Source organism: Pseudomonas sp. URMO17WK12:I6 (assembly GCF_003253625.1).
GTDB lineage: Bacteria > Pseudomonadota > Gammaproteobacteria > Pseudomonadales > Pseudomonadaceae > Aquipseudomonas.
This window is the reverse complement of sequence record NZ_QKYZ01000009.1, coordinates 211,885-236,661: the sequence shown is the minus strand read 5'-3', so window position 1 is coordinate 236,661 and position 24,777 is coordinate 211,885. Positions and strand designations below refer to the sequence as shown.

The following is a 24,777-nucleotide window of genomic DNA, read 5'->3' as shown; positions in this document are numbered from 1 at the left end:
GGCCGATTCTGCGAAATGCAGTGGCCGGGAAGAATCGCTACGGGCAAATACTTAGTTCAGATTTTTCTAAACTAATGGCGGGCGGGAAGATAGACTCCCCACCATGCACCGAATCCTTGTGGCGAGGGAGCTTGCTCCCGCTGGGCTGCGAAGCGGCCCCAAAACCATTAAGCCCGGTTGCATCGGGCAGACCGCATGAGTCGGGTTTACGACTGCTTCGCAGCCGAGCGGGAGCAAGCTCCCTCGCCACAAAAGCAACATGCACTACCTTGCAATGGAGCCCCCCATGGCCAACGCTTTACCCGACCTGAAACTATTGCGCATCTTCGTCAGCGTGGTCCGCCATCAGGGGTTCGCCAACGCCCAGCACGAGCTCAATCTCTCGACGTCGGCCATCAGCACCTACATGAGCCAGCTCGAAGCGGCCCTCGGCCTGGTGCTGTGCCATCGTGGTCGCGGCGGTTTCAGCCTGACCAGCAAGGGCGAGCTGTTCCATCAGGAAACCCTGCGTCTGTTGGCCGAACTCGAAGGTTTCGAACAATACGCCGCCGCCCTCAAAGGCGAATTGCGCGGCACGTTGAACCTGGGGGTGATCGATTCCACCGTCAGCGACAAGGCCTTGCCGTTCGCCGAAGCCATCGGCGCCTACAGCCAGGAACACCCGGCGGTGCACTTGCATCTCTCGGTCATGAGCCCATACGAACTGCAACTCGGCGTGCAGGACAACCGCCTCGACCTGGCCATCGGTGCCTTTTCCACGCGCATGAGCGGTCTGGTCTACATGCCGCTCTACCGCGAGCAACACTGGCTGTATTGCAGCAGCCGTCATCCGCTGTTCAACGAGCGGCGCATCCCCGAACAGGTCATCACCCAGCAACGCATGGTCGGTCGCGGCTATTGGAGCCAGGCCGAACTGGCGCGTCATGGTTTCAAGCACAGCGCGGCGACCGTGGAAAGTATGGAGGCCCAATTGATTCTGGTGCTGTCCGGCGCCTACATCGGTTACCTGCCGGAGCACTACGCCCAGGCCTGGGCCGACAAGGGGGATTTGCGCGTACTGCTGCCGGCGACGTTCGGTTATCAGGCGCCATTCTCGATGATCGTGCGCCGTGGCCGTAGCCGCGAGCCGCTGATCCAGACCTTCCGTGATTTGCTCAAAGCACAGCTCAATCAGGCTTAAGAAAATGTCCAGAATCCAGTGCCCGCGCTGCCTGCGCCCGCAAACCCATTGTCTGTGCCCACTGATCCCAAGCCTGGATAGCCGCACGCGGGTGTTGCTGTTGCAGCATCCGAGTGAAGTGAACCATGCGTTGAACACCGCACGATTGGCTGCGTTGGGACTCAAGAATGCCGAGTTGATCGTGGGCGAGGTGTTCGAGGATTTGCCGGCGTTGTTGAATCAACCGGGCTATCAGGCGCGGCTGTTGTTTCCCGGTGAAGATGCGCAGCCGATGCAGGCGTACACCGCGAGTGATAAGCCGCTGCTGCTGGTGGTTCCGGACGGTACCTGGCGCAAGGCGCGCAAGATGCTGCACCTCAATCCATTGCTGGCGGCGTTGCCGAGAGTGACATTGGCCGAGGGCGGGGTGTCGCGTTATCGCTTGCGCAAGGCACCTGGGCCTGGGGCGTTGTCGACGGTGGAGGCGATTGTGCAGGCGTTGCAGACCCTCGAAGCACCGAGCAGTTTCGAGCCGTTATTAAAGCCGTTCGAGGCGTTGATCGAGGGGCAGATTGCGGCGATGGGGGAGGAGACCTATCGGAAGAATCACGGCCGGTGATGACTTGTGGCAAGGGAGCTTGCTCCCGCCGGGCTGCACAGCAGACCCAAAACCATTCAGCCTGTGTGTCAGGGAAATCATGCTGGCAGGTTTTGGGAGCGCTTCGCACTCCAGCGGGAGCAAGCTCCCTCGCCACAGGGACAGCGTGAGACTTAGCGTTCGCGCATCGCCTCGGTCCGTGCCTTCAACACCGGTTTAAGCAGGTAATCCAGCACGCTTTTCTCCCCGGTAATAATGTCCACCGTCGCCACCATCCCCGGAATGATCAGTAGCGGTTTCACATCCCCGCCCAAGTGATTTTTGTCGGTCCTGACCTGAATCAGATAAAAGCTGTTGCCCTTGTCATCGGTAATGGTGTCCGCCCCGATCAACTCAAGCCTGGCACTCAACCCGCCATAAATCGTGTAGTCATAAGCGCTGAACTTGACCATGGCTTTCTGGCCCGGGTGCAGGAACGCCACGTCTTGAGGGCGGACCTTGGCCTCGATCAGCAGGTTGTCTTCCACAGGCACGATTTCCACCATGTCGCTGCCCGGCTGAACCACGCCGCCGATGGTATTGACCTTCAGCACTTTGATGATGCCGTGAACCGGCGACACCACCGTGGTGCGCGTCACCCGGTCGTCGATGGCAATGCTCGTGGCGGTGATTTTCGACAGGTCGGTGCGTTTTTCATTCAGCTCTTTCGCCGCGTCCGAGCGGAAGGATTGTTCGGACTCGTCGATCTTGCTTTTGATCTCATTGATCGCCGATTCCGCCCGGGGAATCGCCAGGGTCGTGGCGTTCAACGAGCCGCGGATTTCCACCGCGCTACGTTTGAGCCGCAGGATTTCCACCGGTGACACCGCCCCGGTGCCCACCAGCGGCGCCGACATGTTCATCTCTTGTTGCAGCAGCGCCAGGCTGGAGCTGAACTGCCCCTGTTTGGAACGGAATTCCGCCAGTTCCTGGGTTTTTTGCCGAAGTTGTTCAGTCAGCGTGCGCTGTTCGCTGGCCAGTCGGCGCTGGCGTTGTTCATACAGCGAGCGTTCGTCCTCGGCCACTTGCGGCGCCTTGGCGATCACTTCCTGCGACAGTGTGAATGGCCGGCCTTCCGCTTCGGCGGACAATCGTTCGACCTGCGCGATCAAGGCATAGCGGTCCGCTTCGCTTTCGCCCTTATTCGACAGGAATCGCGTGTCATCCAGGCGCAGCAAGGTGTCGCCCTTGTTCACCATTTGCCCTTCGCGAACGAAAATCTCGGTGACGATGCCGCCTTCCAGGTTCTGGATCACCTGTATCTTGCTCGACGGAATCGCCTTGCCTTCGCCCATGGTGACTTCCTGCAACACGGCGAATTTGGCCCAGACCAGCGCGCTGATCAGCAGCGCCGCCGCCAGCCACACGGTGATCCGCGACCAGCGCGGTGAATCCTGCAACGAGGCGCCGGCGGTTTCCGGCATGAACTCGCTCTCGGCACTTTTGCTGAAACTGCCGAAGTAGCTTCGGTCTTGCGCTGTGTCGGATGATGAACGGGCCATGGGGCGCTCCTAAACCGTCGCAGAGCCGACACGGCCCTTGCGCAATGCATCGATCACCGCTTCTTTCGGGCCGTCGGCGACGATCCGCCCGTTGTCCAGCACCACCAGCCGATCCACCAGGCTGAGCATCGAGGAGCGGTGGGTCACCAACAGCACTGTTTTGCCCTGGACCCAGCCGTGGAGTTTCTGCCGTAGAAGGTCTTCGCTGCTGTTGTCCATGGCGCTGGTGGGTTCGTCGAGCAGCATGATTGGCGGATCGAGCAACAAGGCCCGCGCCAGCAACACCGCTTGCCGTTGCCCACCCGACAGCAACTGACCGCGCTCGCCCACTGGCCGATCAAACCCTTGTGGATGCTGACGCGCCAGTTCAGTCACGCCGGTCAGCTCAGCGACTTCAAGCATCCGGGCATCGCTGACATAACGGGCGCCGAGGGTCAGGTTGTCGCGCAGGCTGCCGGCCAACAAGGGCAGGTCGTGGGCGACGTAGCCGATCTGTTGACGCAGGTCGGCGACGTCCAGTTGCCGCAGGTCCAGGCCATCGAGCAGCAACTGGCCTTCTTCCGGCGCGTAGAAACCCATCACCAGCCGCGCCAAGGTGCTTTTGCCCGAGCCGCTACGGCCGATGATGCCGATCCGCTCGCCCGGTTTCATGCTGAAGCTGACGTTGGCCAGGGCCGGCGCGTTCTGGCCGTTGTAGTGGAACGTTACGCCGCAGACGTCCAGGGCGCCTTGCAGTTGCGTGCGCTCCAGTGGCCGCTGCCTGGCGTCGCGCTCTTGCGGCAACGACATCAGCGAATCGGTGCTTTTCATGGTCAGTTGCGCTTGCTGGTAACGGGTAATCAACCCGGCGATCTGCCCCAGCGGCGCGAGCACGCGGCTGCCGAGCATATAGCTTGCCACCAGCGCACCGACGCTGAGGTTGCCGGCGATGATGCTGTAGACCCCGGCGACGATGGTCGCCATGCCGGAAAACTGCTGAATGAACAGCGTGCCGTTGGTGGCCAGCGCGGAGAGGTTGCGCGCATGGCTGTCGAGGCGGGTGAGGGCGCCGTGGGTGCTTTCCCATTTGTGCTGGCGCTCGCTTTCAGCGCTGCAGGCCTTGAGGGTTTCCAGGCCGCCGAGGGTTTCGATCAGCAGGGCCTGGCGTTCGGCACCGAGGCTCAGACTCTTCTGCACGGTGTCGCGCAGGCGCGCCTGAATCACCATGGCGAAGAGAATCGTGATGGGGAAGGCCAGCAGCGGAATCACCACCAGCCAGCCGCCGAGCAGGCCGATCACCACCAGCATCAGCACGGCGAAGGGCATGTCGATCAGGCTGGTCAGCGTGACGGCGGTGAGAAACTCCCGCAGGCCTTGGAAGTCATGAATGCTCTGGGCGAAACCACCGATGGTTGCGGGTCGCGCTTTCATCGTCATGCCGGTGATGCGTTCGAACAGGGTCGCTGAAAGAATCACGTCCGTTTTCTTCCCGGCAGTGTCCAGCAAGTGCGCACGAACCACCCGCAGCACCAACTCAAAACCGGTGCCGATCAGCAGGCCGATCGACAGCACCCACAAGGTTGAAGTGGCCTGGTTCGGCACCACCCGGTCGTAGGTCTGCATTACGAACAGCGGCACCATCAGGCCCAGCAGGTTGATCAGGAAACTTGCCAGAATCGCATCGCTGTACAGCCATTTCGACAGCTTCAGCGTGTCGCGAAACCACGCCTCGACCCGCGGCACCAGCGGCGCGCGCAAGTCTTCGAGTTCATGCCGTGGCCGGGCGAACAAGGCCTGGCCGCTGTAGTTGGCGGCCAGCTCGTCCGTACTGACCCACTGTTCTCCGCCGTCGGCTTCGCTGGGCAGAATCAGCGCCTGACCATCGTCGCCCCAACGGCGCAAGACCGCGCAGCGGCCATGGTTGAGGATCAGCATCACCGGCAGGTTGAGCGCAGAAATATCCGCCAGTTCACGGCGCAGCACCCGCGCCTGCAAACTGGCCCGGGCCGCTGCGCGCGGCAGCAGGTCCAGGCTCAAGCGTTGGTGTGCCATTGGCAGCCCGGCACTCAGGCTGGCACGACTGACCGTCGCGCCGTGGAGTTTGCAGAGAATCAACAGGCCGTCCAGAAGCGGATCATCGAAACTAAGACGCGGATCGACACCCGTGTTGCCGGTTTCCATGCTGGTCACATTGATCGCTCCTACACGGCGTTACTTCATTTGAGTTCAGGCAAGCGCGCTTCGTTTTTCACTTCGGTGGCGGCGATCGCATCGGCGGGCAGCACCACCCGTTGCTTGCTCAACAACTGGCCCATGTTCGCCAGCACGCGGTACATCGAGAACTCCTCGGTGTAGCGCACTTCGGTGTAGCGGCGGTTGGCGTTGTAGAGCTCGTTTTCACTGTCGAGCAAGTCGAGCAGAGTCCGTTGGCCGAGACCGAACTGATCCTGATACGCCGCCCGTACTCGGGTGGTGGTTTCGGCGTATTCACGGGCGGTCGGGGTTTGTTTCTTGGCGTTTTGCATGGCGTTCCAGGCCAGGTGGATGTTCTCGTTGAGCTGGCGCAATGCGTTGTTGCGGATGTCCATCGCCTGGTTGATCTGATGCGCATCGGAGGCCAACCGGGCCTTGTCGCTGCCGCCACGGAACAGGTTGTAGTTCATCACCACGCCCACTCGCCATTCGTTGTCGTGGCCTTGATCGCCCTGCACATTGTTATTGGCGCCCACCGCTGCTTCGGCGTCGAAGCGTGGGTAGAACGGCGACTTGGCGACTTCGTACTGGCTCTCGGCCGATTGCACATCAGCCTGGGCGGATTTCAGGTACGGGTTGTTTTCCACCATGCTCTGCTGGGCTTCGGGCAGGGTGGCGGGCAGTTCGCCGCGGGTCGACGGCGGCGCTTCGAGTTCATCGGGCATGCGCCCCACGACGCTGTAGAAATTCGCTTCGGCATCGGCCAGATCGACTTCGGCGGTGTCGAGGTTGTTTTGCGCCAGTGCCCGGCGAGCGGTGGACTGGTCGGCGTCGGCGTTGCTGCCGATCCCACGCTGGGTACGCAGGCCGATCTGATCGTTGACCCGCATGTGCGCTTGCAGATTGTTCTTGGCCAGGGTCACCAGTTCGCGGCGCTTGAGCACTTCGAGGTACACCTCGATGGTGCGCAGGGCCAGGTCCTGGGCGGTGCCTTGAGCGTAATAGGCCCGCGAGTTGGACACGCCTTTGGTGCGCGCGACCTCGTTGGTGGTGTTGAAACCATCAAACAGCATTTGCCGCAGGCGCAGTTCCGACTGGGTGTAGGTGAGGATTTCGGTGTTGTGATTGCCTCGCGACCGGGTGGTGGTGTTATCGCTGTAGCCGCGACCATAGGCGGCGTTCAAATCCACCGATGGATAAAAGCCCCCTTTAGCGACTTTAATCTGCTCGTCGGCCGAGAGCCGGGCATCGACCCGAGACGCCAGTTCCGGGTGGGTCGCAATGGTGCTCTGGATCGCCTCGGTCAATGACATCGCCTGAGCCTGAGAAGCGCAGGCCATGGCCAGCAGAATCGCACTGCAAAGGGGGGTTAAAACGCGCATGGGTGCATCTCCCTGATTCCTGATGGTGCTTAGCGGTCGCCATTTTTTTGACGATATTTTTAGATGAAACCGTTTCATGCCTGTAACAACAGAGCTAAGAACATCCTGAAGCGTAGCTAAGAAAAATTTTTCATAAGGGCTATGCCAAAAAAAACTTATGCGGCCTGAAAAATCCAGCACATTGTTCAATGCGAAAGCCTTTGTTTTATTGGCTTTCTGGAACATCAACAGGGTTTTGGAAAGTTCCATTCACTTTTCGACACAGGGCGAAGAAGTGCTGGAGGGGAGGAGAGCGAGACGGTTTAGAGGCGACATTTTTTTGTCACTCGAGTGATTCAGAACCGTTACGCATGCGTTTGCAGGCCGGTCGTTTTGGAAGTGGGTCCCGATGCCATTGATTGCAGAGGGTTTTATCCCGATCCCAAGACACCCCCCTCGCGAGCGACACGCCTGGCGAGAGTGTCGGGAGGCAGCGGTTTACTTCAGGTAAACGCTTTCCGGCACGCGGGTCTCGGGCAACCTGCTTGAACCATGAGCACGTTTCTTCGCGCAAACAGGATGCCGACAGCAGTTGGCAGCGGAGGAACGCACATGGCAACGCTCATCGGTATCGTCAGTAAGGTCATCGGTCAGGTGTATGCAGTGGCGGGTGATGGCACTCGACGGGCACTGATCGAGGGCGATCGGCTGTTTGCCGGCGAGCAGCTGGTCACCGGGGCTGAAGGGGCGGTGGCGGTGCATATGCAAAATGGCCAGGAGCTGACGCTGGGGCGTGACAGCAGCCTGCAAATGAATGCCCAGTTACTGGCGCACCAGGTGCCGCATGTGGAGACCACTGATGCGGTAACGCCGAGCCAGGCGCAACTGACCGATGTCGAGCAACTGCAAAAAGCCATTGCCGCCGGTGCCGACCCGACCCAGACCGCTGAGGCCACCGCCGCCGGACCGGGCGCAACGGGCGCGCCCGGTGGTGCGCTGGGTGGTGGCCACAGTTTTGTGCTGTTGGAGGAAGTGGGCGGGCGGGTCGATCCCACGATTGGTTTCCCCACCGCCGGCTTCAACGGTATTCCCGAATTCCCCCTGGAACGCCGGGACGCTGCGCCGGACAACGGCGATAAAGGTATCGTTACGCCGTTTGCCGCGAACGTGCCGAATCACCCGGTCATCCTCACCGGCCTGTCGGTGGCGGGCGGTGAACTGACCCTCAATGAAGCCAACCTGGCGGACGGGTCGGCCAGCAACCCGGGGGCACTGACCCAGCACAGTACGTTCACAGTGTCTGCGCCCGACGGGCTGAGCAGCCTGAGCATCGGCGGGATCAGCGTGATCAGTGGCGGGGTGCCCATCGGTTTTCCGCAGTCGATCACCACTCAACTGGGCAACACCCTGACGATCACCGGCTACAACCCGGCCACCGGCGTGGTCAGTTACAGCTACACCCTGGTCGGCAACGAAACCCATTCCGCCGGTGACGGCACCAACAATCTCAGTGAACAATTCACTGTGGTTGCGAACGACAGCAACGGCGATACCGCCACCGGTTCGCTGGACGTCAATATCACCGACGATGTGCCCAAGGCCATCGACGACAGCAACGCCCATACCGCGTCGGAAACCCTGCTGACCCTGACCGGCAGCGTGCTGCCCAACGACGTCCAGGGCGCCGACCGCATTACCACCGGCCCCGACAGCGGGCCGATCATCGGCGGCACCTTCACCGGGACGTTCGGCACCCTGGTGTTGAACGCCAACGGCACGTACACCTACACCCTGAACACCAACGATGCCGATTTCAAAGCCCTGCACGGCGGTGGCAACGGCACCGAAAACTTCGTCTACACCCTTACCGATTCCGATGGCGATACCAGCACCGCGACGCTGGTGCTGAACATCCATAACAACGACGACCTGGTGACGCTCAATGGCCTGAACGTCAACGGCGGCGAACTGACCGTCTACGAAAAAAACCTCAGCGACGGCAGCAGCCCTGATGCATCGGCGCTGACCCAGAGCGGCACATTCACCATTACTGCGCTGGATGGCGTGCAAACCCTCAGCGTCGGCGGAATCAATGTGGTGGTTGGCGGTGTATCGGCGGGTTTCCCGCAATCAATCGTCACGCCGCTGGGCAGTACGCTGACCATTAGCGGCTACGACAGCGCGACCGGCGTGGTCAGCTACAGCTACACCCTCGTCGACAACGAAATGCATCCGAATGCCAACGGCGCCAACAGTCTCTCCGAGCAGTTTGCGGTCACCGTGGTGGACGACAACGGCACCACCGCGACTGGCAGTCTTGATGTGAACATCGTCGATGACCTGCCTCATGCCGTGGACGACAGCAACGCCAATACTGCATCGGAAACCCTGCTGACCCTGACCGGCAGCGTGCTGCCCAACGACGTCCAGGGCGCCGACCGCATTGCCACCGGCCCCGACAGCGGGCCGATCATCGGCGGTACTTTCACCGGGACGTTCGGTACCTTGGTACTCAATGCCAACGGCACGTACACCTACACCCTTAACACCAGCGACGCCGATTTCAAAGCCCTGCACGGCGGTGGCAACGGCACCGAAAACTTCGTCTACACCCTTACCGATTCCGATGGCGATACCAGCACCGCGACGCTGGTGCTGAACATCCATAACAACGACGACCTGGTGACGCTCGATGGCCTGAACGTCAACGGCGGCGAACTGACCGTCTACGAAAAAAACCTCAGCGACGGCAGCAGCCCCAACACACCGGCGCTGACCCAGAGCGGCACCTTCACCGTCACCGCGCTCGACGGTTTGCAAACCCTGACGGTGGGCGGCATCGCGGTGGTCACCGGTGGCGTGGCCGCAGGCTTCCCGCAGTCGATCGTCACTCCGCTTGGCAGCACGCTGACCGTCACCGGTTACGACAGTGCGACTGGCGTGGTCAGCTACAGCTATACCCTGGTGGATAACGAAACCCACCCGAACGCCAACGGCGCCAACAGCATCACCGAGAACCTCAATGTCGTCGCCACTGACGTCGACGGCAGCACGGCGTTGGGCCAGATCAACGTCAACATCGTCGATGACTTGCCCACCGCCAACCCGGATCACGCCTCAGTGGCCGAAGGCGCGACGGTCTCGGGCAACGTGCTGGGCAACGATATCGGCGGCGCCGACGGGCCGGCACTCGGTGGCGCGGTGGTCGGCGTACGCGCCGGCAGCGACACCTCGACTTCAGCCATCGGTGGCTTGAACAGTCAAATCAACGGCACCTATGGCTACCTGACCCTGGATGCCAACGGCGATGCGGTCTATCACAGCAATCCAAATGCCGTGAACGGCCCTGGCGCGACCGATGTGTTCACTTACACCGTGCGCGATGCCGACGGCGATGAAAGCACCACCACCATTACCATTGACGTGGCCAACTGCACCCTCGTAGCTGCCACTGACACCGACGTGACGGTTAATGAAAAAGCGCTGGACCTGACCAAGGACGGGCAGGACCTGGCAGCGGGCACGGTCATCGGCAGCGAGCCTGGCAGCACCGGCGAAACCGCCTCCGGCACGCTGGTGGGTTCAGTCACCGGCACCAGCGACACCATCACGTACAGCCTGGTCGGCAGCGCCAACGGAACCTACGGGCAAATCCTGCTCAACCCGGACGGCAGCTACACCTACACCCTGACCTCGCCCCCCACGACCACCCCTCACGCCAACGACGGTGCGAACACCCTGAGCGAAAGCTTCACCTATCAGGCCACCGATTCTCTGGGCAACAGCGTCACCGGCAGCATCGTGATCAACATCGTCGATGACGTGCCAACCGCTCATGCCGATGTCGTCTCAGTGGCGGAAGGCGGCACGGTTAGTGGCAATGTGTTGGGCAATGATGTGCTCGGTGCTGACGGCCCGGCCTTGGGTGGCGCGGTGGTTGGCGTGCGCGCCGGCGGCGATACCTCGACTTCGGCTATCGGTGGCTTGAACACGCACATTACCGGCACTTACGGCTATCTCACCCTGGATGCCAACGGCAACGCCGTGTACCACAGCAATCCGAACTCGGTCGGTGAACCGGGCGCCACGGACGTGTTCACCTACACCGTGCGCGATGGCGACGGCGATGAAAGCACCACGACCATCACCATCGACATCTCCAACTGTTCCCTCGTGGTGGCCCCCGATAACGACGTGACCGTTTACGAAAAGGCGTTGGATCTGACCAAGGACGGCCAGGACCTGGCGGCGGGCACTGTCATCGGCAGCGAGCCTGACAACACCGGTGAAACCGCCTCCGGCACATTAGTCGGTTCAATCACTGGCGCCACGGGTGCAATCACTTACGCCCTGGTCGGCAGCGCCACCGGCACCTATGGGCAAATCCTGCTCAACCCGGACGGCTCCTACACCTACACCCTGACCTCGGCACCCACCACCACGCCGCACGCCAACGACGGACCGAACACCCTGAGCGAAAGTTTCACCTATCAGGCCACCGATTCTCTGGGCAACAGCGTCACCAGTTCCATCGTGATCAACATCGTCGATGACGTGCCGACGGCCCATTGCGATTCGGTTTCGGTGGTGGAGGGCGGCACGGTCAGCGGCAATGTGCTGGACAACGATGTGCTCGGCGCTGATGGCCCGGCCTTGGGTGGGGCAGTGGTCGGCGTGCGTGCCGGCAGCGACACCTCGACTTCGGCCATCGGCGGCTTGAACACGCAAATCAACGGCGCTTACGGCTACCTGACCCTGGATGCCAGCGGCAATGCGGTGTACCACAGCAACCCGAATTCGGTCGGCGAAGCGGGCGCCACGGACACCTTCACCTACACCGTGCGCGATGCCGACGGCGATGAAAGCACCGCCACGATCACTGTTGACGTCTCCAACAACTGCCTCGTAGCCGCCACCGATACCGATGTGACCGTCTACGAAAAAGCGTTGGATCTGACCAAGGACGGCCAGGACCTGGCGGCGGGCAGCGTCACCGGCAGCGAGCCCGGCAACACCGGTGAAACCGGCTCAGGTACGTTGGCAGGCTCGGTCTCTGGCGCCACTGGCGCGATCACCTACACCCTGGTCGGCAGCGCCACCGGCACCTACGGGCAGATCCTGCTCAATCCTGACGGTTCCTACACGTACACCTTGACCTCGGCGCCGAAAACTTCGCCCAACGCCAACGACGGCGCGAACACCCTGAACGAAAGCTTCACCTACAAAGCCACCGATGCGCTGGGCAACAGTACCACCGGCACCCTTGTGGTCAGCATCGTCGATGACGTGCCTCACGCCGTCGCCTCGGACCGTTCGGTGCCGGCCGTGCAGATCGACTCCAACCTGATGCTGGTGATCGATGTATCCGGGAGCATGGACGACCCCTCCGGCGTATCGGGCCTGTCGCGGCTGGACCTGGCCAAGCAGGCGATCAGCGCGCTGCTCGACAAGTACGACAATCTGGGCGACGTGAAGGTACAGATCGTCACCTTCAGCAGCAGCGCCACCGACCAGACTTCGGTGTGGGTCGATGTGGCGACGGCCAAGTCGATCATCGCTACGCTGACCGCGGGCGGCGGGACCAACTACGACGCGGCCGTGGCAACCATGGAGAGCGCGTTCGACACCTCGGGCAAACTCATCGGGGCGCAGAACGTCGGCTACTTCTTCTCCGATGGCAAACCCAACGAAGGCGACATCGGCACTGCGGACGAGATCGCGCTCAAAGCCTTCCTCGACGCCAATGGCATCAAGAACTACGCCATCGGCCTGGGCAGCGGCGTCAATAACGCCAGCCTCGATCCGGTGGCCTATGACGGCAGCACGCACACCGACACCAACGCCGTGGTGGTGACCGACCTCAACCAACTCAACTCGGTACTTTCGGGCACCGTGCAAGGTGCGCCGGTCACCGGTTCGTTGCTGGGCGAGGGCGGTACATTTGGCGCCGATGGCGGTTTCATCAAAACCCTCACGGTCGACGGCACCACCTATACCTACGACCCGAAAGCCAACAGCAATCAGGGTTCGCTGAACTTCAGCGGCGGCGCCAACCACGGCACCTTCAACACCGTCGACAACACCCTGAGCATCGCCACCAACAACAGCGGCACGCTGCTGGTGAACCTCGACACCGGCGAGTACACCTACACCTCGCAGAAAACCACGGCCGTGCAGATCACCGAAAACATCGGCTTCACCGCCAGCGACAACGACGGCGACCTCACCAGTTCGACCCTGACGGTCAACGTGATTCCGAATTCGCCGCCGGTGGCGGTCAATGATCACATCATCACCAACGTGCTGTCGGGCAGTATCGTGGTGCCGGGCGAGCTGCTATTGGCCAACGACACCGACCCCAACGGTGATGCGCTCACGGCATCGCCGACTACCTTCAACACGGGTTGGACGGCCAAGGGGGCGGACTTTACCGGCACCAACTCGAGCTTCAGTTTCACCGGCAATAACGTCCAGGCCGTGACTATCGCCCGCAGTGCATTCGTCGCCAACGCTGCCGCCATGACCGCCATGCTGGTGGTCAGCGGGGCCTTGGGGGCGGTCAGCACCAACAATACCAACGATGAGGACCGCATCACCGTCAACCTCAAACAGGGCGAGACCCTCAACCTGGACCACAACCTGGCGGCCGGCCACATCACCATGGAGTACTCGGTCAATGGCGGCGCTTACATGGCTCTCGCCGATGGCCAGACCATCACCGCCACGGCGGACGGCACGTACCAGATCCACATCACCAACATTGACGACGGGGGACCTGGCAACAGCGGGAAGGGGGCGGAAAACTATCAACTGACCATGACCGTCAACTACGCCGGAGCCCAGGACTCCACGCCGGACTTCCACGGCACCTACACCGCCAGCGACAACCACGGCGGCAGCGACAGCGCGGCAGTCGACATCACCTATCAGGCCGGCCATACACTGACCGGCACCTCGGGCGATGACGTGTTGATCGCGGGCACCGGCAACAACATTGTCAATGCGGGTGACGGCAACGACGTGCTCACCGCAGGTTCAGGCAATAACGAGATGCATGGCGGCGCCGGCAACGATCTGCTGTTCAGCGGGCCGGGCAACGATTGGCTCGACGGCGGCACCGGCAACGACACCGCGAGCTACGCCCATGCCACCGCCGGCGTCACTGTCGACCTCAGCCTGCTCACCGCGCAAAACACCGTTGGCGCAGGCACCGACACCCTGACCGGCATCGAAAACCTCACGGGCTCGAACTTCAACGACAGCCTCACGGGCAACAACAACGGCAACATCATCAACGGCGGTCTGGGTAACGATGTGCTCAACGGCGGAGGCGGCGACGACTTCCTGATCGGCGGCCTGGGCGACAACACCCTCACCGGCGGCAGCGGCGCCGACACCTTCCAGTGGCTTAAAGGCAACAGCGGCCACGACGTCATCACCGACTTCACCCCGGGCACCGACAAACTCGACCTGTCGCAACTGCTGCAAGGCGAGAACGGCACCGCGGCATCGCTGGATGACTACCTGCACTTCAAAGTCACCGGCAGCGGCGCGACCCTGGTCACCAGCATCGACATCAGCGCCATGGCCGGCGCCACGCCGAGCCAGACCATCGACCTGGCCGGTGTGAACCTGGCCAGTCACTACGGCGTCACCCCCGGAGCGAATGGTGTGATTGCCGGCGGTCACGATACCGCGACCATTATCAACGGCATGTTGAACGACCATTCGTTGAAGGTGGATACCGTGTGATCTGAAACGACAAAACCCGCCATTCCCGGTGAAAGGGGATGGCGGGTTTTTTGTTGGTTGAGGATTTATCTACCGGCCCTGTGCCCGGATACACCTCATGTGGCGAGGGGGCTTGCTCCCGCTGGGCTGCGAAGCGACCCCAAAACCATTCGACCAATTGCATCAAGTAGACCGTATGTACAGGGTTTACGACTGCTGCGCAGCCGAGCGGGAGCAAGCTCCCTCGCCACAGGGGGCAGCGTTTGACCTAAGGTCATAGGGCCGGGTCAGCCTTCAGTTCCAGACTGTCCAGCGCCCGACTCACCGCCAGTTCACCAAACATGATGAGCTGCGCGACGCCCAATATCGTATTGCGCTGCGGCCCCTCCAGAAAACCGGCACAGTCACTGGCGATCACCTTGGCCGAGGCAAAGGACTCGCAGGCATTGGCCAGTAGCTCTTCGATGTCGATGTCCGGGGCAACGGTGTAAATCGTGCTCGGCTTGCGTGGGGGCTTGGGGGCGGACGGTTTGAGGTAGTAATCGAGGGCGCGCTCGGCGGCTTCGTTGAGTTTTTTGGAGTCCGGGGTTTCGTAAGGGGAAACGTCGTCGGTTTCGGGTGGGTTGGGTGTGATTTTGAACATGGTGAAACTCCTACAGGAAATGGAGCCACCAAGACCTGTCGCTAAACAGGTAAGGGTGGCGGCTGCACGCAGGTTAGCGAACCGGGTGTAGGCGCCCGGCAGACCCGAAGGTCTCCCGCGCACAGCCGCCATGACATCAATCGCAGACATGAACAATCTGCAAGAGAGTTTGGAGCGCTGTTGCGCCTACAAAGGTTCGGGTCGCTAAACCCGATCGCTGATTTGTCAGCGACCGGGAAACAATAGAACCCGACCCTTAGGCGCACAAGCCGGCGGATTCTGGCGCAGTCGTAGGCAACTGCGCAAGGATGTGTAGCCTGAGTGAGTGTCTGGAGATGTCTTTTAAACACTCATGTTTATCTCACTCAGAGTTTGGATTAAGACCTGAAGCGATAAACAAATACGTCCCTGTCTTCACCAGTGTTTATCAACACTTACTTGCGACGCATTTCGAAATAATCTAGAGCAATGAGGTCCATTCTTGGAGTCCGGATTTCTATACCCCAGATGTAGTTGTGGGAAGGGGTGGAGTAAGTGACAGGCTGCACGCCGAAATTATTGGCGAGATAAATATGATTTAACGAGTTTCCCGCTTTATCTAAAAATAAAACCGAGAGGTCATTAAATTGGGCGAATCTGCACCAAAAACTGACATAAGAATAGCCCCAGTTAAATCTGATGCGCATATGTTGTGCTGTTCCACTTGCCTGCCAATGCATCTCCAGAATTTGCCCATAGCAATAGCCCGGTAACTGAGGGTAAGGGCCGGTGATAACATTGGCTAGTGAAGTTATTCCCAAATAACCGTTCCCTGCCGGAAACGTAATGGTCATGCTATCTAGTGAGATACTTCCGCCGGGTGCTATTAGTTGTGTAGGGCGGTGATCGAAGTTTTCCGACAATATCGGCTGTTTGTTCTTGATGATATATTTTATGGATGTTGGGAATGTGATCGTTATGGGCTTTTGTCCCTTGACGTTGGCTTTGACTTCTACATGGAGGGTTGAACCATCCTGCAGCAGTAACAGTTGCGCACGTGACAGTGTTCTGGTGAATCCATTTGTCTCTTCCTCAGGTGTCAAGGAACCTTCTGTCACTACGGGAATAACAAGGGGGATTCCATTGTTTCCGGTTCCGATGACCGTTATGTCGATATGATAATTTCCACCCCGAAGCGGCCATGAAGTTTTAGTGATGGTGGCATCACCGTCGAATTCATTGATATCCAAGGTCTGCGCACTATCAGCCTGATCGATGATGGGAACTCCCAATCGAATATCACCGTCGACAATCGGCTCAATTTTCAGTGCCAGGGGTAACGATTTCCCAACTGATTTTCCGTCGCGAATCAACGTCCAATACAACTTTATTTCGCTATTCATGCGGGCCAAAAGAAATGCGGAGCTGAGTTTTAAGTTGGCCCGTTTGTTTTCATTGATTCGCTGCTCAGAAAAGGGTTTGTCACCCGGCAGGGGAGTCGCGTCTATAAATTGCGCTTTATCATTTGTCCTGGCGGTCGGATATTCAATTCGAACGGTAATTCCATTCGGTACTTCCAGTAAATCGATGACCATGGTAGCCGGCGGTACGGGGAATGGCGGCCGCAATTCTTCAATCGCTTCCTCTCCAAACATTAACTGAAGTAGTTCCGAAAAGACCTCCATCTCCCCCGGATTTTTTATTGTGCATTGCACCGTCAAAGGCGTATCGGCATAAGGGGCGATGTACTTGTCTGACACCTCAAATATGATTGGCTGTGTCGGATCCTCGATAATGAGTTTGAAAATGAACAGGGCCTTGATCCCGTCTTTATCGGTAGTTTGCCAGTGAAGGGTAACGTTGGCGCCCTTTTTCAACGGCCAATAGTCAGCAACTTTTACCCTGGCCCTGCCAGTGTCGACCGGTAGTTTGTCGTCTACCAGCGGCTCAACTATAGCCAGACCCAGAGGCAAGGACTTGCCCCTGAAAGTGGCGTCGGCGGGTTTCGAAAGCTGGGTGTTGCCCCCTTTGGTCAATGTGTAGGACGCCCGTGCCGATCCCCTGATGAGATTGCGTACCCACTCGTTTAGAACAGGGATTTTCACGGATCTGGTCGCGGCAGTCAGCGTCACACGGAACGTGTGGCTGGCGGGATCGCCACCACTGGTGAGCGCTTCCAGGGTCAGTGCGATCTCATCATGTTGCGCAAATACACCGGTGACCAGTATCACCATGGGATCGCCCATGAGCAGATCGTGATCTACCACATTGTCGGGATCGGCCTGTTCGAAAATCGGTGCCGTCAGCAACACAATGCCGGGTTTGAACGTAAGAGTTAGCGAGTCCGACCAGCCGCTCGAATTCTCCACGACATCGAACACCTCCCAGCGTACGATCACCGTAGAGGTGAGCGGCAGTTTGGCGAGCATTTCAGGTGTCAATTCAAAGACCACATCACCCAACGCAGTGACGGTGGCCTCAAGGAGCAGCGATCCAAAGGCAAGTACGACCACATCACCGATTTGCTGGTTGTAATACGCCAGCACGGTCACGAACATGCCTTCATCGACCACGGTTTTATCAATGACGGATTCCGAAGCGACGGGCAGCTTGAGGCCCTGGTTGAAGGGTTTTCCGCCGTCTGTGTCCGGTTCACCCGGCGCCGGGTATTTATAAAACAGCGGCACAGGTGGCGATTGTTCGGTGTCGTTTCCGCTCACACGCTCAACTTCGAACCAGAATTGCTTGTTCTCCGATAGCAGCGGTGCAAACCTGGCTTCCATGTCTGTGGCGGAAATATAGAAAGGAATGTTTTTCGCGTTGCCTTCGGCATCGAAGTGGGCTTCGGTGACGGAAAATTCAGCGACGGGAGCGTTTTTTGTTTCGATGTAAACCGTGATGTAGTCGCCGATGGCCATGTTCAGATAGGCCAGGATGTAAACCAGCAAACCGTCTCGGTCGCCGTGCACCATGTTGATGTTGATCCCCAACGCACCGTCGCTCTGCGGTTTGTAGCCCGGCGGGTAGGGCGGGTCTACGGCCAGCACGCCGATGCCGCGATCGGGCGGGAATACAACGACTTGTCCATTGGAGGCGAGGTCAGCGTTTGTCAGGGGGCTGTTCATGAATGCATACCTTCCATAGAGGCGCCCGGCTGCCCGATTGGGCGGCACCGATACGGAAGGATTAGATAATCGGCGTGAGTGTTTGCCTACTGTCAGATCTGACAGGTGCGCACAGGTTTTAGACGAGTGGTCATACCCCTCACATCGGCTCCGGTGGCCCGATCAACCGCCCCATCACCCCAAATAGCCCCAACTCCCGGATCACCTCCAGTTCCCCTTTGGTCTCGACCATTTCCGCAATCAACGGCAGATCAATGCTGTTGGTCGCCCGGTATATCGCATCGATAAACAACCGCTTGTCACTCTGCTCATCGATACCCCGAATGTACGCCCCATCGATTTTCAAGTACGCCAACCCCAGCTGCGTCAGGTTGCCGATCTGGCTGAAGCTGCCGCCGAAATGCTGCAAACCGATGCGGTAACCGGTGTTGAGCAGGCTGTGGCTCAGGCGTTGCAGTTCTTCGGGGGGCGGCAGTTGGTGTTCGTCGATTTCCAGGGTCAGCAGAGGCGCCAGTTCCGGCAATGATTCGAGTATGTCGCAGATCAGTTTCAGCTGGGTCTGGTCGCGCAGGGTGCTGCCGGACAGGCTCAGCGCGAGCGGCCAGCGGTTGGCGGCGAGGTATTCGAGGGTGGTTTCGAGCATCGCCAGATCGAACCGCGCCGACCAGCCGAGGCGTTCGATCCACGGCAGGAAATGCCCGGCGGCAACGGCCTGGCCCTGCGGGTCGAGCAAGCGCGCGAGGACTTTGTGGTGCAGCACCTGACTGGTGTCGGCGCATTGCACCACCGGTTGGAAATACAACTGCATCTTGCCCTCGGTCAGCGCATCGTCGATCCAGTTGCGCCAATCATGCTGAGAGTGATTCGGCGCAGTATCGACCTGGGCCTGGTATATCCATGGCCGCTCGGGATGTTGCCGGGCCTGGGTCAGCGCTTGGTCGAGGCGCAGCAGCACATCATTTGCCGGTTCGCCCGGGTGGTAGGCGACGATGCCCAGATGCGCCACGGGCATGCAGTCGCTGGCGCCGGTCAGGCGCAGGTTTTCCAGGGTGGCGCTGATTTCGGAGGCCAGGCGCGCGGCTCCCCTACTGTCCAGACCCGGCGTCAGCAAGCTGAATTCGCCACCGCGATTGCGCGCCGCGAGCCAGGTACGACGTTCCGCAGGTTGCGTCAGGCGCTTGAGCAACTCGCCGACGGCGCTGATCAGGGCATCGGTGCGCTGGCCACCCAGGCGTTGATTGAGGCCGATCAGGTCGTTGATCCGCAGCATCAGCAGATGACCGTCGCGGCTTTGCTCGGAATCCAGTAATTGGTCGGCCAGTTGTTCATCCAGCAAACGCCGGTTGGCCAGGCCCGTGAGGTTGTCCTGATAGGATTCGGAGCGCAGTTTTTCGCTGCGCGCGGCCTCTTCGGCGAACAGCGCCTTGAGTTTTTCGACCATCTGGTTCATGGCCAGCACCACGCGTTTGAGCTCCGGCGTACGCGGCAGTTTCGGCAAACTGCGGAACTCGCGTTTGCTGATGGCTTCCGCCTGTTTGACCATGTTGTCGAGCGGCCGCAGCTGCCGGCGCAACAGCCAGCCACCAAACACGGCGCTGAGCAGTCCGCAAATCAGCAGCCAGATCAGGCTGCCAAGGGTGCTGTCCCAGAGTTTGGCCAGGGCGAACTGCGGGTTGCTCAGCACTTCGACCCGGGCTGCCTGGTCCCAGCCACGCGTGACCAGTGCATCGCCACCTTGTGGGCGCAGGTTCACCAGACTGACGAACCAGCCGGGTACACCCTCGATTTGCGCTGGTACGCTGCGCTCCACCAGCACTTGTTCATTATCGATGTTGATGACCCGGATGCTGCTGAAATAGCCGCTGTCGAAAATCGAGCTGACCATCAATTCGATCATCGCCGGGTCTTCGATCTGCGCGGTCAACGACAGGCCCAGCGCCGTGGCGGCGTCCTGGGCGTGGGAGCGCAACTGACTGAGCATCTGTTCACGGGAGCTTTCCAGGCTGACAAAAAAACTGCCGCTGAAGGCCACCAGCAAGAACAGGCAAATGGCGAGGAACAACTGTTTGCGCAGTGACATGAAAACACTCCTTGCAGTGGCGGCTAGCCTTCGCCCACGGCGAACCCTTCGATTTGCATCTTTTTCAATACGTCTTGCCAGCGCGACAGTTTTTTCGAGTCGCTGCTGCGTTTACCACCATTGGCTCCCGGCAAGTACAGGCCTTCGGCGTTGAAGGCGTACACCGGCAGCAAGTCTTTGCGTTGGGAGGCGGGGCGGATCTCGTCGATCAGGTTGTCCAGCACCAGCGGATCGGCCGTGGGGCTGCTGTAGAAGGTCAACACCATGTGCGCCTGGTTCTGGGTCAGGGCCTTGACGTAGGTGATGCGTAGTTTTTCGCTGGGAATCCCGAGGTGACGCAGGCTGAAGTATTTCGCCAGGGCGAAGTCTTCGCAGTCGCCTGCGGCTTTGATCAAGGACTCCACGGGCGTGGCCCAGTAATCGGTCTGATGCCAGATGCGCGTGTCATCCTGAAAACTCAGTCGCTGATTGAAGAAGTGATTGACCGCGTTCAGTTGTTCGCGCTCAGGCTGGTTGCGTTCGCTTTGCAGCATTTGGCTCCAGGCCTCGATCCGTCCCTGTGCCTCGCCAAGGGGGCCGTAGCGTTTTTCGGCCGTTTGCAGAACCTGCGCAAAATCCCAGTCGGCCCAGGCACTGCCCAACCCGGCCAGTAGAAAACTCGCCAGCAGCAGCCATCCGCCGAACCGAAGTCGGAGCGTTGACCATCCTGGACTACGCGGACTGCGGGGCATGTCTGGCTGCTCGGGTGCAGATGTCTGAAGTCTAGGCGGTGTTTACGGGGCGGTCGGGTAGGTCGTCGGACGAAAGGATGTCGGCGGGTTGTTTCCTGTGGCGAGGGAGCAAGCTCCCTCGCCACAAAAGACTCGAGCCATAGATAGGAATCAGGGTTTATGCAGGGTTTTCTGCTTGAGGATATAAACCGTCACCAGCACCGCACTGGTCAGCATGAACCCGCGCGCCCACGGCAGGGGCACCAGGTAGCAGGAGAACAGGATGCTCGTCCACATCAACCCGATGGTGTAGACCTTGCCCTTGAGCGGAATGCCGTTGCCGTCCAGATAGTCGCGAATCCAGGGTCCAAGCCGTGGATGTTCAACCAGCCAGTGATAGAAACGCGGCGAACTGCGGGCGAAGCAGGCTGCCGCCAACAGCAGGAACGGTGTGGTGGGCAGCACCGGCAGGAAAATCCCGATCACCCCCAGCGCTACGCTCAGCCAGCCGATGGCCAGCAGCACGTAGCGCAACATCAGGGGGCGGTTGCCTATGGGGTTGTCCATAGGCAAAACCTTAGTGGTGACGTGGCTTGAGGATCGCCGGTTTTTCGTCTGGCGCGTTGCACAGCAAGTACAGCGCGGTCAGGGCTTCCGGGATTTGCACGATCATGTCGTCCATCAGGTTGGCGTCGGCCGCTATGTCGGAGAACTCAGGCTGTTCGTCGAACAGACCCGAACCGACCATGATCGGCAGCAGCATTTCACTGACTTCGTCTTCGGCAGTTTCGAACCAGGCGGCTTCGCGCAGGAACACGCCTTCCATGAAACCGATGCACCAGCCGCGCAGGTCGGAATCGTCCGGGTCATCACCCAGGTCGAGGTCGCACGGCAGCTCGAACTCTTCGTCGGACGCCAGTTGGCGGGCGATGTGAGCCTTGAGCAGCACCAGGGTGGATTCGATCGCTTCACGCTCGGTGTCGTCGGCGTAATGCGGCTCTTCGGCGAACAGCGCGTCGATCCATTCGCGATCGGGAACGCTTTCGGAGCAGATCGACAGCGCAGTGAGGTAGCCGTGGGCGGCCACGTAGTCCAGCGCCTCGTCATGCAGCTCGTCGGCGTCGAGGAAGACTTGCAGGCGGGTTAGTTGCTCAGCGAAGGACATTAAAGGGCTACCTTGGGGAATATACGATGCGGGAATTCTAGGCCTTCTTGAGCGCTCAGGCCAGCCGCGCGGCATATTTGCTCCCGCGGTTGGCTTGTGTGCGTCTTATCAGCGGCGCCCTTTGCAAGGGAGGGCTCGGGTATACTCGCGCGTTTTGTGATGCCCTGCTGGCGTCACGGCTGAAATATGCAGCGTCATGCAATGCGCACTTACGATTTGTTTGTGCAGCTTTCGTGGTTCTGAACCAGCCTTGCAGGGATGTTTCGGTGATTTTTGGAGTTTTTATGCTCGAACAGGCTCAACGCGTCCTCAAGGACATCTTCGGCTACGACAGTTTCCGTGGCCGTCAGGGTGCAATCATTGAGCGCGTGGCCAGTGGCGGCGACGCCCTGGTGCTGATGCCTACCGGGGGCGGCAAGTCCTTGTGCTTCCAGGTGCCGGCGCTGCTGCGCGAAGGCCTGGCGGTGGTGGTGTCGCCGCTGATCGCGCTGATGGACGATCAAGTCGCCACCCTCGAAGAGCTGGGCGTCGCCGCGGCGTCGTTGAACTCCACCCTCAGCGCCGAGCAGCAGCGTGATCTTGCTGCACGGATCAAGCGCGGCGAGGTGAAAATGCTCTATCTCGCGCCTGAACGCCTGGTTCAGCCACGGATGCTGGCCTTCCTGCAAAGCCTCGAAATCGCCCTGTTCGCCATCGACGAAGCGCATTGCGTGTCCCAATGGGGCCACGATTTCCGCCGCGAATACCTGCAACTGGGCCAGTTGGCGGAATTGTTCCCCAGCGTCCCGCGCATTGCCCTGACCGCCACCGCCGACAAGCGTACCCGGGAAGAAATCGTCGATCGCCTGCATCTGCAGGATGCCGAGCGTTTCCTGTCGAGTTTCGACCGTCCCAACATTTTTTATCGCATTGTGCCCAAGGAACAGCCGCGCAAGCAGTTGCTGGCGTTCCTCGCCGAACGGCGCAGCGATGCCGGCATCGTCTACTGCCTGTCGCGCAAAAAGGTCGACGAAGTGGCGGTGTTCCTCAGTGAGCAAGGCTTCCCGGCGCTGCCGTACCACGCCGGTCTGGCCAACGAAACCCGGGCGCATCACCAGAAGCGCTTTCTCAACGAAGAAGGCCTGATCATGGTCGCCACCGTGGCGTTCGGCATGGGCATCGACAAGCCCAACGTGCGTTTTGTGGCTCACCTCGACTTGCCGAAGTCCCTTGAGGCGTATTACCAGGAAACCGGTCGCGGCGGTCGTGACGGTCTGCCGGCGGATGCCTGGATGGCGTACGGCCTGCAAGACGTGGTGATGCTCAAGCAGATGCTGCAAAACTCCGAAGGCGACGAACGCCACAAGCGTCTGGAGCAGCACAAACTCGACGCCATGCTCTCGCTCTGTGAGGAAACCCGCTGCCGCCGCCAGACCCTGCTGGCGTACTTCGACGAAGACATGCCCGAGCCCTGCGGCCACTGCGACAACTGTGTCGACGGCGTGCAGACCTGGGACGCCACCGAGCCGGCCCGCCAGGCGCTGTCGGCGATCTACCGCACCGGTCAGCGTTATGGCGTCGGCCATCTGGTGGACGTGTTGCTGGGCAAGGACAACGAAAAGGTCCGCAGTTTCGGTCATCAGCATTTGTCGGTATACGGCGTAGGCAAAGCGCTGGGCGAAAGTGAATGGCGCTCCTTGTTCCGACAACTTGTTGCCCGCGGTCTGGCGGACATCGACCTCGAAGGCTACGGCGGGCTGCGCCTGAGCGATACCTGCCGGCCGCTGCTCAAGGGCGAAGTGACCCTGGAACTGCGCCGCGACCTCAAGCCGCAAACCACCGCTAAAAGCAGCAAGAGCCAGGCGAGCCAACTGGTCCGCTTCGAGGAGCGCGAACAGTGGGAAGCCCTGCGTGCCTTGCGTCGCAAACTGGCCGAAGAACATGGCGTGCCGCCGTATGTCATCTTCCCCGATTCGACGCTGCTGGAAATGCTCCGCAGCCAGCCGACCTCGCTGGCGGAAATGGCCACGGTCAGCGGTGTCGGCGCGCGCAAACTGGAACGTTACGGCGAGGCTTTCCTCGAAGTGCTCGGCGGTCAGGTCGAGGCGCCGAAAGTGGTGGCCGATGTGCGCCACGAGCTGATCACGCTGGCCCGGGCCGGCATGACACCGCTGCAGATCGCCGGTCAGCTGCAATGCTCGGAAAAGAACGTCTACACGATGCTCGCCGAGGCCATCGGCAAGCAGCAGCTGTCACTGGAACAGGCGCTGGACCTGCCCGAAGAGTTGATGGGCGAAGTTCAGGACGCCTTCCTCGACGGCGAAGGCGAGTTGCCGCCGGTGGCGGAGATCGCCGCGTTGTTCGCAGGACGGGTGCCGGAAGGCGTTTTGTATTGCGTTCGTGCCGCGCTGCAGTCGGAGTTCGAAATTTGAATGATCTGTCGCGCAGATGTAACGATTCAGTACAGAGCAAACCTTGCCTATAGCCAAAGGTCATGCTTAGCTGACTAATAATTAGTTTTTCTCTATTTCAGT

The 24,777-nt window shown here is 60.2% G+C and carries 13 protein-coding genes; 4 read left to right on the top strand and 9 right to left on the bottom strand.

What is annotated here, in order from left to right; all coding sequences use genetic code 11:
• The first annotated feature begins 286 nt into the window (after positions 1-286).
• Positions 287-1,180, top strand: coding sequence for a LysR family transcriptional regulator (locus tag F475_RS18370; RefSeq protein WP_007938472.1), 894 nt, complete (start codon positions 287-289; stop codon positions 1,178-1,180).
• Between the two features lie 4 nt (positions 1,181-1,184).
• The gene (locus tag F475_RS18365; RefSeq protein WP_111454425.1) at positions 1,185-1,778 is read left to right on the top strand and encodes a tRNA-uridine aminocarboxypropyltransferase; all 594 of its coding nucleotides are present in this window, start codon (positions 1,185-1,187) and stop codon (positions 1,776-1,778) included.
• 152 nt (positions 1,779-1,930) lie between these two features.
• On the opposite strand, the gene F475_RS18355 is transcribed toward F475_RS18365, so the two are convergent.
• From F475_RS18355 to F475_RS18345, 3 genes are read right to left on the bottom strand one after another with little or no spacing between them, the layout of a single operon-like run.
• The gene (locus F475_RS18355; protein WP_064619601.1) at positions 1,931-3,298 is read right to left on the bottom strand and encodes an HlyD family type I secretion periplasmic adaptor subunit; all 1,368 of its coding nucleotides are present in this window, start codon (positions 3,296-3,298) and stop codon (positions 1,931-1,933) included.
• 9 nt (positions 3,299-3,307) lie between these two features.
• Positions 3,308-5,467, bottom strand: coding sequence for a type I secretion system permease/ATPase (locus F475_RS18350; protein WP_111454423.1), 2,160 nt, complete (start codon positions 5,465-5,467; stop codon positions 3,308-3,310).
• Between the two features lie 26 nt (positions 5,468-5,493).
• Positions 5,494-6,852: a TolC family outer membrane protein gene (locus F475_RS18345; RefSeq protein ID WP_111454422.1), complete on the bottom strand. Its 1,359-nt coding sequence runs from the start codon at positions 6,850-6,852 to the stop codon at positions 5,494-5,496.
• A gap of 591 nt (positions 6,853-7,443) precedes the next feature.
• Between F475_RS18345 and F475_RS18340 the strand changes: the two genes are divergently transcribed.
• On the top strand, positions 7,444-14,583 hold the full coding sequence (locus tag F475_RS18340; protein ID WP_111454421.1) for a retention module-containing protein: 7,140 nt from the start codon (positions 7,444-7,446) through the stop codon (positions 14,581-14,583).
• Between the two features lie 253 nt (positions 14,584-14,836).
• On the opposite strand, the gene F475_RS18330 is transcribed toward F475_RS18340, so the two are convergent.
• From F475_RS18330 to F475_RS18305, 6 genes are all read right to left on the bottom strand, one after another.
• Complete coding sequence (locus tag F475_RS18330) at positions 14,837-15,205, bottom strand: DUF6124 family protein (RefSeq protein WP_018929914.1); 369 nt, start codon at positions 15,203-15,205, stop codon at positions 14,837-14,839.
• 434 nt (positions 15,206-15,639) lie between these two features.
• Positions 15,640-18,309, bottom strand: a complete 2,670-nt coding sequence (locus tag F475_RS18325) for a hypothetical protein (protein ID WP_064619595.1) — start codon at positions 18,307-18,309, stop codon at positions 15,640-15,642.
• 139 nt (positions 18,310-18,448) lie between these two features.
• Entirely contained in the window at positions 18,449-20,389 is a 1,941-nt protein-coding gene (lapD, locus tag F475_RS18320) for a cyclic di-GMP receptor LapD (RefSeq protein ID WP_111454420.1), read from the bottom strand.
• A gap of 23 nt (positions 20,390-20,412) precedes the next feature.
• Positions 20,413-21,120 (bottom strand): cysteine protease LapG, encoded by a 708-nt coding sequence (gene lapG / locus F475_RS18315; protein ID WP_064619589.1) that lies wholly within the window; start codon positions 21,118-21,120, stop codon positions 20,413-20,415.
• A 150-nt stretch (positions 21,121-21,270) separates the two neighbouring features.
• Positions 21,271-21,666 carry a YbaN family protein gene (locus F475_RS18310; RefSeq protein WP_018929918.1) on the bottom strand — a complete coding sequence of 132 codons (396 nt, stop codon included), beginning with the start codon at positions 21,664-21,666 and terminating at the stop codon, positions 21,271-21,273.
• 10 nt (positions 21,667-21,676) lie between these two features.
• Positions 21,677-22,264, bottom strand: a complete 588-nt coding sequence (locus F475_RS18305) for a YecA family protein (RefSeq protein WP_007938492.1) — start codon at positions 22,262-22,264, stop codon at positions 21,677-21,679.
• A gap of 284 nt (positions 22,265-22,548) precedes the next feature.
• On the opposite strand from F475_RS18305, the gene recQ reads away from it, so the two are divergent.
• Positions 22,549-24,675 (top strand): DNA helicase RecQ, encoded by a 2,127-nt coding sequence (gene recQ, locus F475_RS18300; RefSeq protein WP_019648061.1) that lies wholly within the window; start codon positions 22,549-22,551, stop codon positions 24,673-24,675.
• Positions 24,676-24,777 lie beyond the last annotated feature (102 nt).